The sequence below is a fragment of the Microbacterium sp. 2RAF4 genome (assembly GCF_052115285.1).
Lineage (GTDB): Bacteria > Actinomycetota > Actinomycetes > Actinomycetales > Microbacteriaceae > Microbacterium > Microbacterium oxydans.
The window spans coordinates 173,533-189,802 of sequence record NZ_JBFRGI010000004.1 but is presented as its reverse complement, the minus strand read 5'-3'; the positions used below and the strand labels follow the sequence as shown (position 1 = coordinate 189,802).

The following is a 16,270-nucleotide window of genomic DNA, read 5'->3' as shown; positions in this document are numbered from 1 at the left end:
CACCCGGGCTCCGGTGTCAGGACCGGAGCGTAGGGTGGGCGCATGACCCTGACGGCGGAATCCGCTGCGGCACAAGCCGCTCGCTCGGAGGCCCCTCGCGAGACGGTCTACCGCCCACCGCATGAGCTCGATCTGCGCAGCACCGTAGGCATGCTCCGACGCGGTGGCAACGACCCGACGATGGTCATCGACGGCCCCGTCATCTGGCGTGCGATGCGCACGCCGCTCGGACCGGCCACCCTGGCGCTGCGAATGATCGGCGGCGAGGTGCGCGCGACTGCGTGGGGTCCCGGATCGGGTCCGGCCCTCGGGCTCGTCCCCGCCCTGTGCGGGGCCCACGACGACGCCGGGGACTTCGACCCGTCGCATCACCCCCTCATCGCCGATTCCGCTCGGCGGCATCCGGGACTGCGCCTGACCCGTACCGATGAGGTGTTCGACGCGCTCGCGTGCGCGATCATCGAGCAGAAGGTGACCGGCATGCAGGCCTTCGGGGCGTGGCGCTGGCTGGTCAGCCGCTTCGGAACGCGCGCGCCGGGCCCGACACCGCGCCCGATGTTCACCGCGCCTGCACCTGAGCAGTGGCACCGCATCCCCTCCTGGGCCTGGCACAAAGCCGGAGTCGAGCCACCGCAGTCTCGCACCATCGTGCGTGCGGCTGAACGCGGAGACCGCATCGCTCGCGCCGTACGCACGGCCTCCACAGGGGCTGATCGCGATCGGGTGCTCACAAGCCTGCCCGGAGTGGGGGTGTGGACGTCGGCGGAGACCCGCATCCGCTCACTCGGCGACCCCGACGCGGTGAGCGTGGGCGACTACCACCTCGCCCACCAGGTCGGCTACGCCCTGACCGGCACGCGCACCGATGACGACGGGATGATCGAACTCCTCTCCCCCTGGTCCGGGCATCGGCAACGCGTCGTGCGCCTCATCCACGCCAGCGGGGTGCAGGAACCGCGACGGGGTCCTCGTCTCGCACCGGAGGACCATCGCCGCCGCTGACACCGCCACCTATGCTGGTGCCATGTCCCGTTCCATGCTGCGCATCCTCGTCACCGTCGGCCTTCTGATCGTCGGCGTCGTGATCGGGCTGATCTTCCAGAACGTCTGGCTCGGCGTGCTGCTCGCGGCGATCGTGTGGCTGGGCTGGTTCCTCGGGTACGAATCGCGGCGCGGCAACAACGCCGGCGTCAACGACGAGGACCACGGCATCGAGCTCTGAGCTCCGCCCCTCCGCGGCAGGCGCGTCGCAGGGTTGGGCAGTAATCGGCAGGGTTGAGCAGTAATCGGCAGGTTGAGCAGCAGTCGGCGGGGCTCAGTAGTAGACGGCAAGCGGTCCCGACGGACCGTCGACGACGCGCACGGGAGTGTCGAAGACCCGCGTGAGGACGTCGTCCGTCATGATCGCAGCCGGCACCCCGAACTCCACGACAGCTCCGTCCTTCATGGCGCAGATGTGGTCGGCGTAGTGGCTCGCGAAGTTGATGTCGTGCAGCACGATGACAATCGTTCGTCCGAGCTCCTCCGACGCGCGCCGCAGGTGCTTCATCATCTGCACCGCATGCCGCATGTCGAGGTTGTTGAGCGGCTCGTCCAGCAGCACGAACTCGGTGTCCTGCGCGAGGACCATCGCGACGTAGGCGCGCTGGCGCTGCCCGCCGGAGAGCTCGTCGAGATACCTGCCCTCCAGCGCACCGAGATCGAGGAAGTCGATCGCGCGGCTGATGATCTCCTCATCCGCGCGGTTCAGCCGACCCTTCGAATGCGGGAAGCGCCCGAAGCCGACCAGTTGACGCACGGTGAGGCGCGTGACGAAGTGGTTCTCCTGGCGCAGGATCGACACGACCTTCGCCAGGTCCTTCGACTTCGTGGAGGCCACATCGAGTCCGGCGATCTCGATGGCTCCGGCGTCCATCCCGCTCAGACGCCCGATCATCGTGAGCAGAGTCGACTTGCCTGCGCCGTTGGGACCGATGAGAGCGGTGATGCCGCCTGCGGGGATCTCGAGGTCGACGGGGCCGATCGCGACCTCGCTGCTGTAGTCCCGGCGGACGCCGTCGAGTGCGATCACAGCCTGCCCTTTCTGAGGATGACGATGAGGAACACGATGCCGCCGACGAGCTCGATCAGGATCGACACCATGCCCTGCGCGTAGAAGATGTTCTTCATCACGAAGTACGCCCCGGCCAGGATGGTGAAGGCCGTGAGCACGGCGACCGGGAAGATCAGCCGGTGATCATGGGTGTCGGCGAACTGGTACGAGAGCGTCGCGACCAGGAAGCCGAGGAAGGTCATCGGCCCCACCAACGCGGTCGAGGTCGCCATGAGCACCGCGACCAGGAACAGCACGATGAACAGCTCACGCCGATGATCGACGCCGAGTGAGCGCGCGACATCCGGACCGAGCGCCATCAGGTTGAGCCGGCGCGAGCGCAGCCACAGCAGCCCCGAGGCCGCGACCACCAGCGGGATCGCCAGCGGCAGGTACGAGGGATCGGCGTTGGACACGTTGCCGAAGAGTCGCGCGGCGAGCACGTCGAACTCGCTGGGGGTGAGCAGGCGCTGCATGAAGGTGGCGATCGCGCCGAGACCGCCTCCGATCACGATGCCGACGAGGAGCATGATCTGCAGGTTGCCGTAGCGCCCAGAGAGCAGCCAGCCGTAGAGCGCCACCGCGAGGCCGACCATGATCGCGACCTGGATCGCGAACTGCCCCACGCCCTGGATGGCCACGATGCCCGCCACGCCGAACAGGTACACGGTCGAGGTCTGCACCACCCGGTACAGCGACTCGAAGCCCATGATCGAGGGCGTGATGATGCGGTTGTTCGTCACGGTCTGGAAGCTCACCGTCGCGACGGCCTGAGCGACGGCGACGAGCGCCATGACGGTCACGTCGGTCGCTCGGTGCTGGGCGATGCGCCAGAAGCCCGCGGAACCGACGGGCATCGGATTCGCCCACGCGAGCAGACCGAACCCGGAACCTGCGGCGAGGACGATGAGGATGCCGAGAACGAGGAGGTACCGACGTCGTGCCTGCGGGGTCGTGAAGGAGCCCGCCGAACGGAGCCCTCCGGCGGTCGCCGCGTCACTCATCGCGGCGCGCATCACGCCGCTAGCCACGTCGACGCTGCCTGAGCAGGAGGAGGACGAAGACCACGGCGCCGACGACCCCGAGGATCAGCGAGACCGGGACCTCGAAGGGCATGATGATCGTGCGCCCGATGATGTCGCACACCGTGACGATCCCGATCCCCAGCAGACACACCCAGGGAAGGTTGCTGCGCAGATCGTCGCCGCGCACCATCGAGACGATGTTCGGCACGATCAGTCCGAGGAAGGGGAGATTCCCCACGACGACGGTGACCACGCCGGTGGTGACAGCGATCAGGACGGTGCCCAGCAGGATGATCCGGTTGTAGTTCACGCCGACGTTGGTCGCGATCTCTTCGCCGAGTCCGGCGATGGTGAGCCGATCGGCGACGATGAAGACGATCACACCGATGATGGCCACGATCCAGAGCATCTCGTACTGGCCGCGCATCACCGAGGTGAAGCTGCCGGCGAACCAGACGCCGATGATCTGCAGCGAGTTCGTGGCCAGAGCGAGATAGGTCGAGAGAGCACCCACCACGGCACCGAGCATGATGCCGACGATCGGGACGATCAGGGAGGATCTGAGCGCCACCCGCCGCAGGAACGCGAAGAACACCATGGTGCCCACGAAGGCTGCGAGCACCGCGCCAGCCATCCGCAGCGGGAGGGAGGGCTGCGGCACGAGGATCATGACGGTGAGGAGGCCGAGCCCGGCCCACTCCGTGGTTCCCGTCGTCGTCGGCTCGACGAACCGGTTCTGGGTGAGCAGCTGCATCACGAGACCCGCCATGGCCATCGAGGCACCGGCCAGGACGAGGGCGATCGTGCGGGGGACGCGCGTGATCTGGAACATCTGCGCGCCGTCGTCCGCGCCCGCGACGTCGTAGACGCCCGTGAAGAGCGAGATCACGAGCAGGGCGGCGACGACGAGCACGCCGATGAGCAGCTTCACGTCGAAGAGCCGCCCGGCGTTGCGGGGCGGCGAAGCGATGTCTGTGGAGACCATTGCAGTGCGGCGGCGGCATCCGGATCACCCGGACGCCGCCGCGTCCGTTCAGTTCTTCGCGCTCTTCTCGAGGGCGTCGGCGAAGTCGTTCAAGAACGTGGTGTACGTCTGGATGCCCTCGTTCAGGTAGGTGTCGGTGGGCATGTAGACGAGCTGCTTCTCCTTCACGGCCGTGACCGCGGCGAGGGCTTCGGAACTCTCGAGGATCTCGGCCGCCTGCACGTAGTCGGGCGTCTCGGCGGCGAACACCGCGTCGCGGTCGAGCACGAGGATCCAGTCGGGGTTCGAGGCGGCGATGGCCTCGACGGAGATCTCGTCGCCCTGGTGGTCGTCGCTCGCGTCTTCGACCTCGAGCGCCGGCGTCAGACCGAGGATGTCGTAGATCGGTCCCAGCGAACGACCGACGGTCGGCGCGAGGTATCCGATCTGACCGCCGGACGTGTTGACGGCCATCACGGTGTCGGCGTCGTCGTATGCGGCCTTGGCGCGCTCGACGGCGGCGTCGAAGTCGTCCACCAGCTTCTTCGCCTCGTCCTGCTTGCCGAAGATCTCGCCGAGCACCGTGACCTGGCGCTTGAGCTCCTCGTCGAAGGGCTCGCCGTCACGCGGCTCGAGGTCGACGATGGTGGCGTCGGGGACGAGGTCCGCGATCGCCGCGTTGTGCTGCGTGAACCGCTGGCCGCTGATGATGAGGTCGGGCTCGACGGCGACGACGGCTTCGAGGTTCGGCTCGCTGTGCAGGCCGATGTCGACGATCCCGTCGTCCTTCACGTACGACACGGTCTCCGGCATGAGTGCCACGGCCCCGGCGGAGAGCTCGACACCCCAGTCGGAGAGCGTCTGGAAGGTGCGGTTGTCGAGGGCGACCACCGACGCGGGCGGGGTGGCGATCTCCTTCGTGCCGGTGTTGTCCTCGATCGTGACGGTGGCTGCTGCCGGTTCGGTCTTCTCCGTTTCCGCCGAGCCTCCGGAGGTGCACCCGGCGAGGGCGAGGAGGCCGACGAGAGCGGCGCTCGTGGCGGTGAGGGTTCTGGGCACGGACATGGAGAGACTCCTGTTCTGCGGGATCGGTGCGCACACGATGGGCGCCGGGGCGACGGGCGGGGATCACCCGCACCATCAGATTTAGGTTAGCCTTACTTTATGAGCGATACGAAATCGGATTTCTCGATCGAGCGTCGCGGCCTCGAGCTGCGCTTCCGCAACGTCACATTGAGCGCGCGTGAATGGCTGGCGCCGGACTTCGTGCGGGTGCGGCTGACCGGCTCGGATCTCGCCGGCTTCGACTCGCCCGGCTCCGACGACCACATGCGCCTGTTCTTCCCCGCGGGTCCGACGGACTCCGTCGAGGAGTTGCGGGCCTCCCCGAGCCGCGAGTACACCCCGCTCGCCTGGGGCGACGACTGGCTCGATGTCGAGTTCGCCGTGCACGGCGACCAGGGCGTCGCAGCTCCGTGGGCCGCGACCGCGCCCCTCGGTTCGACGATCGGCGTCGGCGGCCCCCGCGGGTCGGCCGTGCTGGTCGGCGAACCCGGGTCGTGGCTGCTGGTCGGCGACGAGACCGCGATCCCTGCCATCCGCCGCTTCGCCGCGCTGATCCCCGACGGCACTCCCGCGCGCATCGTGATCGAGACGGTGAACGCCGACCGTGAGGTCGAGGTCGAGGCCCCGGTCGAGGTCGAGTGGCTGCACCGGGGGGAGAAGCCCTCCGGCTCCGCCCTCATCGCCTTCCTCGAGGGGCTGACGGCCGACGACGCCGTGGGCATCGACCCGTTCGTCTTCATCGCCGCCGAGCAGTCGATCGTCAAGCCGGGCAGGGCGTTGCTCGATCGGTGGGGCGTCGACAATGCGAAGGCCGTCGTGAAGGGGTACTGGAAGCGCGGCGAGGCGGAGTACCACGCCCCGCACTAGTGCGACGTCGGCGGTTGCTGGAAGACTCGGCACATGGCGCTTCTGGATCACCTCGGCATCACCGTGACCGACCTCGAACGCGGCAGGGCGCAGTTCCATCCCGTGCTCTCCGCCCTCGGGTATGTCAGTGGCGGAGCGAACGATCATTCGATCTCGTGGAACAACGGCGACGAGACCGAGATCATCCTCTACACCTGGGATGACGACGCCACTCCGCACCGGCACGGCCGCGTGGGCTGGCAGCACATCGCGTTCGCGGTGCCCTCGCGCGAAGACGTCGAACGCCTGCACGCGATCGCGGAGGATTCCGGCTGGACGGCCGTGCGCGAACCCAAGGAATACCCCCGCTATTCGGAGCGCTACTTCGCCTCCTTCGTCGAAGACCCCGACGGCATCCGGATCGAGTTCATGCACAACCCTCCTCGCGAGGCGAGTTGACTCCCGGGCGTGTCGCGCCCTAGTGTGGCAAAGCTGTGCCGATCGGCGCAGCACACCAGCCGAGGAGTCGACGGATGACCGCGCAGCGGAACCTCCCCATCGCAGCGGTCTTGCAGCTTCAGCACAAGCGCAATGACCGCTACGAGTCGTACCCTCCGGCACGCGTCGTGTGACAGCATCCGCTCTCGCAACGCCCCGTACCGTCAGGTCCGGGGCGTTCTCCGTTGGAGACTCCCCCTGACCTGTGGCTGAACACCACCACAAGGAAAGGAATCATGGAGAGGCTCTCCGCACGGCTGCTGTCGTGGGCGTCACTGATCGACGAGAAGACACTCGCTCAGGCGCACACCACGGCCCGCATGCCGTTCATCCACCCGCACCTGGCGCTGATGCCGGATGCGCACCTCGGCAAGGGGGCGACGGTCGGCTCGGTCATCCCCACGCTCGGCGCGATCATCCCCGCCGCCGTCGGCGTCGACATCGGCTGCGGCATGATCGCCGTCCGCACGCAGTTCACGACGAACGACCTCGACGGCCGCGAGCTCGCCGAGCTCCGGGAGCAGATCGAGCGCGCCATCCCGCTGTCGGCCGGCCGGTACAACCGCAAGGTCGTGGCCACGGCCGAGCCGCGCATCGCCGAGCTCGAGCAGCTGGCAGAGAAGAACGGCTTCGACCCCGCGCAGTACGCCGGGAACTGGCGCCTGCAGCTGGGCACGCTCGGATCCGGCAACCACTTCATCGAGGTGTCGGTGGATGAGCTCGACCGGGTGTGGCTGTTCCTGCATTCGGGTTCGCGAGGCGTCGGCAACAAGATCGCGACTCACCACCTCGCGGTCGCCCAGCGGCTGGCGAAGCAGTGGTGGATCGACCTCCCCGACCCCGACCTGGCCTATCTCGTCGAGGGCACCCCGGAGTTCACCCGGTACATCCGCGAGCTGCGGTGGGCCCAGCACTTCGCCCTGCTGAACCGGGAGGAGATGATGGATCGGGTCATCCGCCAGGTGTCGGAGTTCCTCGGCACCGCGGTCGCGGAGCAGGAGCGCATCAACTGCCACCACAACTTCACCGAGTCGGAGAAGCACTACGGCATGCAGGTGTGGGTGTCCCGGAAGGGCGCCATCCAGGCGGACGCCGGTCGTCCGGGACTCATCCCCGGATCGATGGGAACCGCCTCGTACGTGGTGGAAGGGCTCGGCGACCCCCAGTCGCTGAACTCCTCGCCACACGGCGCTGGTCGGGAGTACTCCCGGTCCGCGGCGCGACGGACTTTCACCCACGAGCAGCTCCGCGCGGCGATGACCGGCATCGAGTTCCGTGACACCGACGCGTTCATCGACGAGATCCCCCAGGCGTACAAGCCGATCGATCGAGTGATGGCGGATGCCGCGAGCCTCGTGTCGATCCGGCACACGCTGCGGCAGATCGTCAACGTGAAGGGCGATTGAACAGGACTGGGCGGGGCCTCCCCGCCCAGTCCATTCCTGCACCGGCGCGTCGAAGATCCTGTCGTCCACGGGTCGTGCGCAACCGATATCTTCGACTCCTGCGCTCTGGCAGGCTTGCCGGATCGATGCGACGATGAGGGAGTGGGATTCATCAACGACGCGCAGATCTGGACGATGATCGGGTCGTTCACCGTGCTCATGTTCAGCACGCTCACGGTCGTCTCGACCCTGTTCGTCCGGATCCTGCGCAGCGAGATCGGTGGACTGCGTACGGAGATGAACGGCCAGATCGATGGGCTGCGCACCGAGATGAACGCCCGCTTCGATTCCGTGAACACCCGCTTCGATTCCGTGAACACCCGCATCGACGGTCTCGATCGCGACGTGCAGGCGCTCGTCAAACGCACGTTCGGTCTCGATCGAGAGTGACGACGACGCCTCGACGCAGCATCGGGGTAGATCCGGCCGACCGCCACGATGCCTTTCCGGAGACCCCGTGCGGCACGGCCGTCCTGCTCCTCGCCGGCTCCAGTGGGCGCGTGGAGGCCGGGCGGGCGGAGATGCTGGCACGGCAGGGCGCCCGGGTGAGGGCCATCCGCTGGTTCGGCGGCATCGGCCAGCGCCCCGCCCCGCACGAGGTGCCGATCGAGACCTTCATCGATGAGGTGGAGCTGCTGCGTCGTGACGCCGATCGCGTGGCGATCTTCGGGACATCGTTCGGAGCGGAGGCGGCACTGGTGACCGCGTCCCTGCACCCGATCGATGCGACGGTCGCCGTCGCCCCGTCCTCCGTCGTCTGGGCGGGCAGCTCAGAGGGGACCTGGTCGTCGCACTGGACCCATCGGGGCACTCCGATGCCGTTCGTGTCCTTCACCCCGTCGTGGGTGCCCTCGACCGATCCGCCCGCGTATCGCACCCTGTACGAGTCGAGCATCGATCGCGACCCTTCAGCCGCAGCCGCAATCCGATCGGAGGACATCGACGGCATCTTCGTGCTCGTCGCCGGCGGCGACGACCGGGTCTGGCCCAGCACCCGATTCGCCCGCGAGCTCGTCGAACGCCGCACGGCGAAGGGTCTGGAGACGACGACGATCACTCACCCGGGCGCCGGCCACCGACTGCTGCTCCCCGGCGAATCGGCCGTGACCGCAGGAGCGACGATGGCACGGGGAGGCTCCCCCGCCGCTGACGCCGAGCTCGGCGCACTCGCATGGCCGCACATCGTGACGGCGCTCCACCTGCGGGCCTGATGCTCAGAGCGCCGGTGCGACCTCGACCTCCGGGGCACGATCGGTGAACGCGGTCTTCGGGACGAACACGAGGATCACGGCGGCGACGAGCGCCGTCACACCGCAGACGATCCACACCGTGAAGTACCCGGCGAGCGAGCCGGCGGTGGCATCCGTCGCGCCGGCGGTGCTCGCGACGCCATGCAGGAGCGCGATGCCGAAGACGCACGACGCGATCGCCCCGCCCACGGTCTTCACCGAATTCGTCAGGCCCGTCGCGACGCCGGTCTGCGTGGCCGGAGCCGCGGACGCTGCCGCCGCGGGGAGCGCCGCGACCAGTGCCCCGGACCCGAGCCCCACGACCACCATGTTCGTGATGACCTGCGCGTAGGAGTCGTGGAAAGGCAGGAAGAGGAGGAAGCCGATGCCGACCAGCATCGACGCTCCCATCAGAGTCACCCGCGGTGTCGCACGCCGCGCCACCGTCGGGAACAGCAGCGCCCCCGTGATCATGGCGACGAGGTAGACGCCGATGATCAACGAGGTGGCGAAGCCGGTCGTGCCCAGACCGTAGCCGTACACCGACGGGTCGGTGCGCGCGAACGTCGACAGCGGGGCCTGCGCGCCGAGCACGCTGACGCCGAAGAGCCCGGCGGTGAGGAACACCGGTCCGAGCGCGGGAGAGCGGAACATGCGCACGTCGATGAGCGGGTCTGCGCAGCGCAGCTCCCAGAGCACGAACGGGACCACGAGCAGCACGCCGAGGATCACCACCGCCCAGGACCACGGGTTGGTCAGACCGCCCTCCAGGCGGAGCAGGCTGAGCCCGCCGGTGAAGCAGACGAGGGCGAGGGAGATGAGCACGAGGCCGACCGTGTCGAAGACACCGCCCGTGGGCTCCGGCGATTCCTTGACCCCGAAGAGGATCACGAAGAAGCACACGACGATGAGCACGGCCGGCACCAGCAGCACGGCGGTGAGGGGCAGCACGTCGATGAGCGCACCACCGACCAGGGCCCCGATGATCGCGCCGCCCTCGAGTGCGGCGACGAGCAGCCCCGCAGCCTTCGCCGTGATCGACGAGGGACCCTCCATGCGACGCGAACGCGACCAGATCAGGGCGATCTCGAGCGGAAGCCAGACGACGTAGAAGCCCATCAGCGCCCACGCGGCGAGGAACACCGGGAACGAATCGGTGAACGGCAGCACCAGCGCCGCGGCCGCCGTGACCGCGGTGGAGATCAGCAGCATGCGCTTGTGCCCGACCATGTCGCCCAGCTTGGCGAAGGCCGGGACGACGAGTGCTGACAGCATCAGCTGGGTGCCCTCGAGCCAGTTCACGTCGGCGTCGTGGATGCCCAGATGGCGGGCGATGTCCGTGAGCATCGGGGTGTAGTACCCCTGCAGCACGCCGCTCGTGAACTCCACGAAAGCGAGAAAACCGACCACGACGGCGAGGGTGCCCAAGGTACGGGTGCGCGTCATCGCGTCTCCTGCTTCTGCTTCGGGTCCCCCGGCAGGCTCCGAGGGGAGGGTGAGATCACCCTAGCCGTTCGAGCAGCGCCCTGTGGAACCGCTCTCCCCGCTCCAGCGCAGCGATCTCCACGCTCTCGTCGACGCCATGGATCGACGCGCGCTGCCCATTCGACATGTCCAGCGGCGCGAAGCGATAGACGGCGAGTGAGAAGCGATGGAAGTGTCGCGAGTCGGTGGCCGCCATCATCACGTACGGCACGGCGGGCACGCCGGGGAACGCCACCTCGAGCGCGTCGGCCAGCAGAGCGAATTGAGCGTTCTCGGTCGGTGATTCCGGCGACGGTTCGCTCGCTTCGACGACCTCGACCGTGACGAGCGGATCGCGGACGCGCCGGCGCACCCGGAACACCGCCTGCTGCGTCGTCTCCCCGAGCGCGATGCGCAGGTTGACGGTCGCCGACGCCTGCGACGGCAGCACGTTCGCCGCGGTTCCTCCAGACTGCATGGTCGGCGCGACGGTCGTGCGCACGAGAGCCGCCGGTTCACCACCCAGCGCGGCGAAGATCTGCGCGGTCAGCAGCGGCGCAGAGCCGAGGAACCGGAGCAGGTGGCGAGCCGGGCCCGGCGTCTGCGCGGCCAGCTGCGACAGCATCCGGAGGATCGCCTTCGAGGCACGGGGGCGGAAGGTCGTCGGGCCGAGTCGGTCGACGGCCCTGGCGATGCGGCGGACCGCGGTGAGGGTCGGCGGAGCGGAGGCATGGCCGCCGTCACCCCTCGCAGAGAGCCGCAGCGTCATCACGCCCTTCTCGCCCACGCCGATCATCGCGGCCCGACCGGGAACGAAGGGCAGGGGCGCATCGACGACGGCGCCGCCCTCGTCGACGACGAGCCAGGGGACGATTCCGCGGTCGCGCAGCACGCGCGCGATCTCCTCGGCGGCGCGTCCGTACGTCTCCTCGTTCCCTCCGAAGGAGAGGTACACGTCGCGGGGCGGGACGAACCCGTCGGCGAGCAGATTCTCGACCGCCTCGAGGATCACGATCAGCGGACCCTTGTCGTCGAGAGCTCCTCGGCCGTAGACCGATCCGTCGGCGATCACGCCCGCGAACGGCGGGTGCGTCCAGGCGTCGCTCTCGTCGACCGGGACGACGTCGTAGTGCGCCATCAGCACGACGGGACCCTCCGCCGCCGCAGCGCTCCCCTTCCCCTTCCAGTGGAACAGCAGTCCGAACTCGGTGTGCCGTTCCAGACGCAGCCTCTCGTGCGTCAGCGGGTAGAGCTCGGCGATCAGCGCGACGAACTCCTCGAACGGAGCCGGGCCGCGTTCGTCGAGTTCGGCCGAGACCGTCGGGATCCGGATCATCTGCGACAGCCTCTCGGCGATGCCGGGGCGCACGGTCGATGTGGTCACAGTCGCCATCGTACCCAGCAGCGGATCCGCCCCTCGCGAGCCCCCGACAGCGTTCCCGCTCGTCCGCCTCGGCGAAAAGGACGAGGATGGACCGGGACGAAGGAGAGCGCACATGAGGATCGCCGTCGCAGGAGGAACCGGGACCGTCGGTCGACACACGGTCGAGGCGTTGCAATCGGCCGGTCACGACGCCGTCGTCCTCAGCCGGTCGCGAGGAGTGGATCTCGTGACCGGACAGGGCCTGGACGAGGCGCTCGCCGGTGCGGATGCGGTGATCGATGTCGTGAGCGTCGAGACGCTCAAGGCGAGCACGGCGATCGAGTTCTTCACCGCGGCGACCGGGAATCTGTCCGCTGCGGCCGCCGACGCGGGCATCGGACATCTCGTGCTGCTGTCGATCGTCGGGATCGATCGCATCCCGTACGACTACTACGCCGGCAAGATCACCCAGGAGAAGATCGTCGAGGGATCCCGCGTGCCGTCGACGATCCTGCGAGCGACGCAGTTCCACGAGTTCGCCGGGCAGATGTTCGAGCGGGCGAAGGTCGGACCGCTCCACCTCGCTCCGAACGCCCGGACCCAGCCTGTGGCAGCCCGTGAGGTGGGCGCACGTCTCGCGGCTCTCGCGGGGGCAGAACCGCAGGGCCGGGTGCGCGACCTCGCCGGACCCCGTGAGGAGCAGCTGGCCGACATGGTCCGCGCTTTCGCTCGGCGCCGCGGATACCGCGGCTGGGTGCCCGCCGTGAACGTGCCGGGGCCGCAGATGGCGGGGATGAGGGCGGGCCATGCGCTTCCCGGCCCTGACGCCGATCTCGGGCGCCAGAGCTTCGCCGAGTGGCTCGTCGCGCAATAGCGTTCCCGGAGCAAGTCGGGGAACACGAGGAACGGGGCGGAGGTTGCATCTGTCGTGATGACGCGAGAGCGTCCGAGGAGGTGCGGATGGAACTGACCCTGGTGTCGTCGTCGTTCTGCGGCGCGTGTGCACGGACCAGGACCGTGCTGGCCGAGGCAGCGCGCTTCCTTCCCGACACGACCGTCGCGGAGATCGACGTCGCACGCGACCCGGCTACCGCCGAGAGGCTCGACATCGAGGCCACACCGACGGTGATCATCCGTGACGCCCGTGGCCTCGAGGTCTTCCGCGCCACCGGCGTTCCCACCGTGCCGCAGGTGCTCACCGCCGCGGTCAGGGCACTCCCGGACTGAACCCCTTGCGGGCGCGAGGATCGCGGCGCAGACTGGGCCTCAGCGGCGCCGGCCGTGACGCCCGAGTCACCTTCGTGGAGTTCTCATGCCTGCTCTGAACCCGTATCTGTCCTTCCGCACCGAGGCCCGCGCGGCGATGGAGTTCTATCAGCGCGTCCTCGGGGGCGACCTCGTGATGAACACGTTCGGGGAGTTCCCCGACATGGTGCAGGATCCGAGCCAGAGGGACCTCATCATGCATGCGCAGCTGGACACGCCGGACGGTCTGGTGCTGATGGCCTCGGACACCCCCGACGGCATGCCCTACGAGAAGCCGCAGGGGTTCTCGGTCTCGCTGAGCGGGAACCCGCAGGAGACCACCCGCGCCGTGTGGGACAGGCTCTCGGAGGGCGCAACGATCACCATGCCGCTCGACGTGCCCCCGTGGGGCGGCCTCTTCGGGATGCTCGTGGACAGGTTCGGCATCCCGTGGATGCTGCACGGCGACCCGGAGGAATGAAGACTCCCCGGCTCAACGCGGCTGCACCGCACGACACGCGAGGTGCAGGGCGAGCCGCGCCTCCGGGTCGGTCAGGTCGATCCCGAGAAGCTCCTGCACGCGTCTGATCCGCATGGTCACGGTGTTGCGGTGCAGGCCCAGCGCTGTCGCGGTCGCCGCGATGCCCGATTCGTGGTCGAGATAGGCCGAGAGCGTGACGAGCAGTTCGCCCCCTCCCTCCCGCAGCGGGGCCAACAGCGATTCGGCGGCGGGAACGAACGTGTCGTTGCCGGTCCACGCGAGAAGGAGCTGTTCCAGTCCGAGACTGTCCACCCTCACGAACCATCCCGTCGCTGACCGCGATGCCGCGATACGCGCCGCGTCGCCCGCCTCGTCGAGCGTCGTGGCGAGGCCTTCCGAACCGCCCTGGAGCGAACCGACCCCGGTGGCGACCGCGAAATCGCGCAGCACCCCGAGATGGAGTTCCCGCAGAGCTGCGACGGCCCGCTCCACCTGATCCGGATCCGGCGACTCGGCGAAGGTCAGCCACCCGCTCAGTCCACGACCGGCCGTCGTCGCGTGCGCCTCGCCGTCGATGGCGCTGAGGCCGGCACTGACCGTACGCAGCAGGGAGAAGGAGTCGAGCCGGCCCCGTGCCACCATCCGGAAGCCGAGGTGATGTCCGCTGGTGCGCCACCCGCGCTCGATCATCCGCCGTTCGACATCGGCGTCCGCCGCACCATGCAGGTCGACGAAGTCCCGCAGCAGTCCGGACGACACCGCGACGTCGTTCACGGCCGCCACCTCGTCGATCAGGATGCGTGCGGCGACGGCGGGCATCGCGACCTCGGCCGCGACGGACAGCGACTGCACCTGCGCCTCGCCGAGCCCCCGACCGAAAAGCACGAGCCGCAGACCGCTGCGCCCCGGGCTGTCCACGCGTACCGATGCAGCCGCAGCATCCCCGATGCTCGTCCGATCCAGCCAGGATTCGAAGCCGATCGCCGCGTGCAGCCGCTCGTCCAGATGAGCACCCGCCTCCTGGAGCACGCCGGACGAGTCGATCAGCGCCGCCCCGACGCCGAGATTCGCGGCGATGTGGCCGAGCAGGTCGGCCAGGTCATCGGCGGCGTACTCGAAGGACTGGGCGACCTTGCGCACCTGGCTGAGCGTCAACGCATCCCGCGCCTCGATCAGCATCCAGCAGGCCCTCGCGAGCTGGATCGGTCGCTCGACGTCGAGCAGGCACAGGCCGATGCGGTCTGCGAGGCGGAACGCGCCCGCGTCGAACGAGGCGGCTCCGGGGAGGGCGAGCCCCGTGTATCCGCGATCACGCAGCCGGCGCAGCAGCGCATCCTGCTGCCAGGTCGATGTCGGCGCTGCCGCCGTGATGATCGCGAGTCGGCCGGAGCCGGCTTCGACCAGTTCGACCTCATCCGCCCCTACCGCGACGGCGTCCCACAGCGCATCCTCGGGTCCTGCGACACGTCTGAGGGCGCCGTTCTCGGAGTGGGCGAGCAGGGCACTCAGCTGCAGTCTCTCGTTCACGCGGCGTCCAGACCCTCGAGGCCGTACGCCGAGGGCAGCACCTTCGCGCGTCGGTCCGCTCTGGCGTTCCACCACGGAGGCGCAGGGATGGCGAGCACCGCCACCGTGCGCGCGAGCCGGAGCTCGGTCACCTCGAGGATCTCGCGCGATATCGCGTCGACGACCACGATGATCTCCGGCGCCGACGCCACGAGACGGCCGTCCGTGAGCACCGCGAGGGTCTCGGAGCGGCTGACCACCCGATGGACGGCACCGGCGAGTCCGCTGATCTCCACCGCGTTCACGTGCGGATCGTGTGCCCAGGGCGATACCGAGATGATGCGGCCCTCGGCGAGCAGTTCTGCCCCGAGGACGTCCGCGAGAAGAGGGAGGGGTGCTGCCGAGGCTGCGAGGTAGGCCCGGCCCAGCTCGAGCGCGTAGGCGAGATGCCCACCGATCGCGTGCTCCCTCAGGTCGCCGACCGTGAACCCGCCGAGCACGGCACATCCGACCCCGCCCGCCTGGACAATCGCCGACCGCACCACCCTCTCGGCATCGATCGCGCGGTGCGCCTCGACGAGCGCGACGCCGCCGGACCCCGTGTCGCACGCGAACACGAGACCGGGGACCCGATCCACGAACAGCGACATCTGGTCGAGGCCGGGCACCGCGCGACCGGTGCAGTCCGCGTCGACGATCACGTGTGAACCTGCGAGCGTCAGCGGAGCGAGGCCGTTCATGCCGCCGCCCTCGAGGGAGCAGACGGCCGGCACCGGATGGCCGATCCAGCGTTCGACCGCGCCCAGCAGCCGGCCGAAGGGGTCCGCCCCCGGGAGCCGCTCACCGAGCAGCATCGTGGAGCCGACGAAGGCGACGCCCAGGCACGGCGTCGCCGGGTCCAGCGCCGCGGCCGGTGAGACCTCGATCGGCCATCCCTCGGCTCCGGCGAGCATCAGCTCGAGCATGGTCGTCGAGCCACCGCCGCCGGAGCCGAGGAGCGCGTAGCCGCGGGCGAGCGCCGTGAGGTCGTCGCGCTGCAGCATCATG

At 69.0% G+C, this 16,270-nt stretch carries 18 protein-coding genes; 10 read left to right on the top strand and 8 right to left on the bottom strand.

The genetic code is table 11. From position 1 onward, the window contains the following. The first annotated feature begins 42 nt into the window (after window positions 1–42). Entirely contained in the window at window positions 43–1,002 is a 960-nt protein-coding gene (locus AB4070_RS16495; protein ID WP_441981057.1) for a DNA-3-methyladenine glycosylase family protein, read from the top strand. Window positions 1,003–1,024: 22 nt separating this feature from the next. Continuing rightward, complete coding sequence (locus AB4070_RS16490) at window positions 1,025–1,222, top strand: hypothetical protein (RefSeq protein WP_021198082.1); 198 nt, start codon at window positions 1,025–1,027, stop codon at window positions 1,220–1,222. Between the two features lie 93 nt (window positions 1,223–1,315). Here the strand turns inward: AB4070_RS16490 and AB4070_RS16485 are convergent, their stop codons facing one another. Genes AB4070_RS16485 through AB4070_RS16470 form a run of 4 tightly spaced genes read right to left on the bottom strand, consistent with a single transcriptional unit; the run spans window position 1,316 to window position 5,146 of the window. After that, window positions 1,316–2,071 carry an iron ABC transporter ATP-binding protein gene (locus AB4070_RS16485; RefSeq protein WP_441981056.1) on the bottom strand — a complete coding sequence of 252 codons (756 nt, stop codon included), beginning with the start codon at window positions 2,069–2,071 and terminating at the stop codon, window positions 1,316–1,318. Next, the gene (locus AB4070_RS16480) at window positions 2,068–3,096 is read right to left on the bottom strand and encodes an iron chelate uptake ABC transporter family permease subunit (RefSeq protein ID WP_441981055.1); all 1,029 of its coding nucleotides are present in this window, start codon (window positions 3,094–3,096) and stop codon (window positions 2,068–2,070) included. The genes AB4070_RS16485 and AB4070_RS16480 overlap by 4 nt, the downstream gene beginning before the upstream one ends. Window positions 3,097–3,115: 19 nt before the next feature. Beyond that, window positions 3,116–4,102, bottom strand: coding sequence for an ABC transporter permease (locus tag AB4070_RS16475; protein WP_441981054.1), 987 nt, complete (start codon window positions 4,100–4,102; stop codon window positions 3,116–3,118). Between the two features lie 48 nt (window positions 4,103–4,150). Then, on the bottom strand, window positions 4,151–5,146 hold the full coding sequence (locus tag AB4070_RS16470) for a siderophore ABC transporter substrate-binding protein (protein ID WP_441981053.1): 996 nt from the start codon (window positions 5,144–5,146) through the stop codon (window positions 4,151–4,153). A 99-nt stretch (window positions 5,147–5,245) separates the two neighbouring features. Here AB4070_RS16470 and AB4070_RS16465 point away from each other — a divergent pair, with 99 nt between their 5' ends. The 5 genes from AB4070_RS16465 (at window position 5,246) to AB4070_RS16445 (ending at window position 9,146) form a co-directional block, all read left to right on the top strand. Next, window positions 5,246–6,013: a siderophore-interacting protein gene (locus tag AB4070_RS16465; RefSeq protein WP_441981052.1), complete on the top strand. Its 768-nt coding sequence runs from the start codon at window positions 5,246–5,248 to the stop codon at window positions 6,011–6,013. A 33-nt stretch (window positions 6,014–6,046) separates the two neighbouring features. After that, a complete protein-coding gene (locus AB4070_RS16460; RefSeq protein ID WP_441981051.1) occupies window positions 6,047–6,451 on the top strand; it encodes a VOC family protein in 405 nt (134 codons plus the stop codon). A gap of 275 nt (window positions 6,452–6,726) precedes the next feature. Next, complete coding sequence (locus AB4070_RS16455; protein ID WP_441981050.1) at window positions 6,727–7,896, top strand: RtcB family protein; 1,170 nt, start codon at window positions 6,727–6,729, stop codon at window positions 7,894–7,896. 141 nt (window positions 7,897–8,037) lie between these two features. Beyond that, entirely contained in the window at window positions 8,038–8,325 is a 288-nt protein-coding gene (locus tag AB4070_RS16450; RefSeq protein WP_441981049.1) for a hypothetical protein, read from the top strand. Next, window positions 8,322–9,146 (top strand): acyl-CoA thioester hydrolase/BAAT C-terminal domain-containing protein, encoded by an 825-nt coding sequence (locus tag AB4070_RS16445; protein ID WP_441981048.1) that lies wholly within the window; start codon window positions 8,322–8,324, stop codon window positions 9,144–9,146. The genes AB4070_RS16450 and AB4070_RS16445 overlap by 4 nt, the downstream gene beginning before the upstream one ends. Before the next feature lie 3 nt (window positions 9,147–9,149). On the opposite strand, the gene AB4070_RS16440 is transcribed toward AB4070_RS16445, so the two are convergent. Beyond that, complete coding sequence (locus tag AB4070_RS16440; RefSeq protein WP_441981047.1) at window positions 9,150–10,610, bottom strand: MFS transporter; 1,461 nt, start codon at window positions 10,608–10,610, stop codon at window positions 9,150–9,152. Between the two features lie 55 nt (window positions 10,611–10,665). Beyond that, entirely contained in the window at window positions 10,666–12,021 is a 1,356-nt protein-coding gene (locus AB4070_RS16435; protein WP_441981046.1) for a M20/M25/M40 family metallo-hydrolase, read from the bottom strand. A gap of 103 nt (window positions 12,022–12,124) precedes the next feature. Between AB4070_RS16435 and AB4070_RS16430 the strand changes: the two genes are divergently transcribed. The 3 genes from AB4070_RS16430 (at window position 12,125) to AB4070_RS16420 (ending at window position 13,717) form a co-directional block, all read left to right on the top strand. Then, window positions 12,125–12,865, top strand: coding sequence for an SDR family oxidoreductase (locus AB4070_RS16430; protein ID WP_441981045.1), 741 nt, complete (start codon window positions 12,125–12,127; stop codon window positions 12,863–12,865). Window positions 12,866–12,951: 86 nt separating this feature from the next. Next, a complete protein-coding gene (locus tag AB4070_RS16425) occupies window positions 12,952–13,218 on the top strand; it encodes a thioredoxin family protein (RefSeq protein WP_441981044.1) in 267 nt (88 codons plus the stop codon). An 85-nt stretch (window positions 13,219–13,303) separates the two neighbouring features. Further along, entirely contained in the window at window positions 13,304–13,717 is a 414-nt protein-coding gene (locus tag AB4070_RS16420) for a VOC family protein (protein ID WP_441981043.1), read from the top strand. 12 nt (window positions 13,718–13,729) lie between these two features. On the opposite strand, the gene AB4070_RS16415 is transcribed toward AB4070_RS16420, so the two are convergent. Then, a complete protein-coding gene (locus tag AB4070_RS16415) occupies window positions 13,730–15,244 on the bottom strand; it encodes a PucR family transcriptional regulator (RefSeq protein WP_441981042.1) in 1,515 nt (504 codons plus the stop codon). Next, entirely contained in the window at window positions 15,241–16,269 is a 1,029-nt protein-coding gene (locus AB4070_RS16410; protein ID WP_441981041.1) for an S-methyl thiohydantoin desulfurase domain-containing protein, read from the bottom strand. The genes AB4070_RS16415 and AB4070_RS16410 overlap by 4 nt, the downstream gene beginning before the upstream one ends. Window position 16,270: the final 1 nt, after the last annotated feature.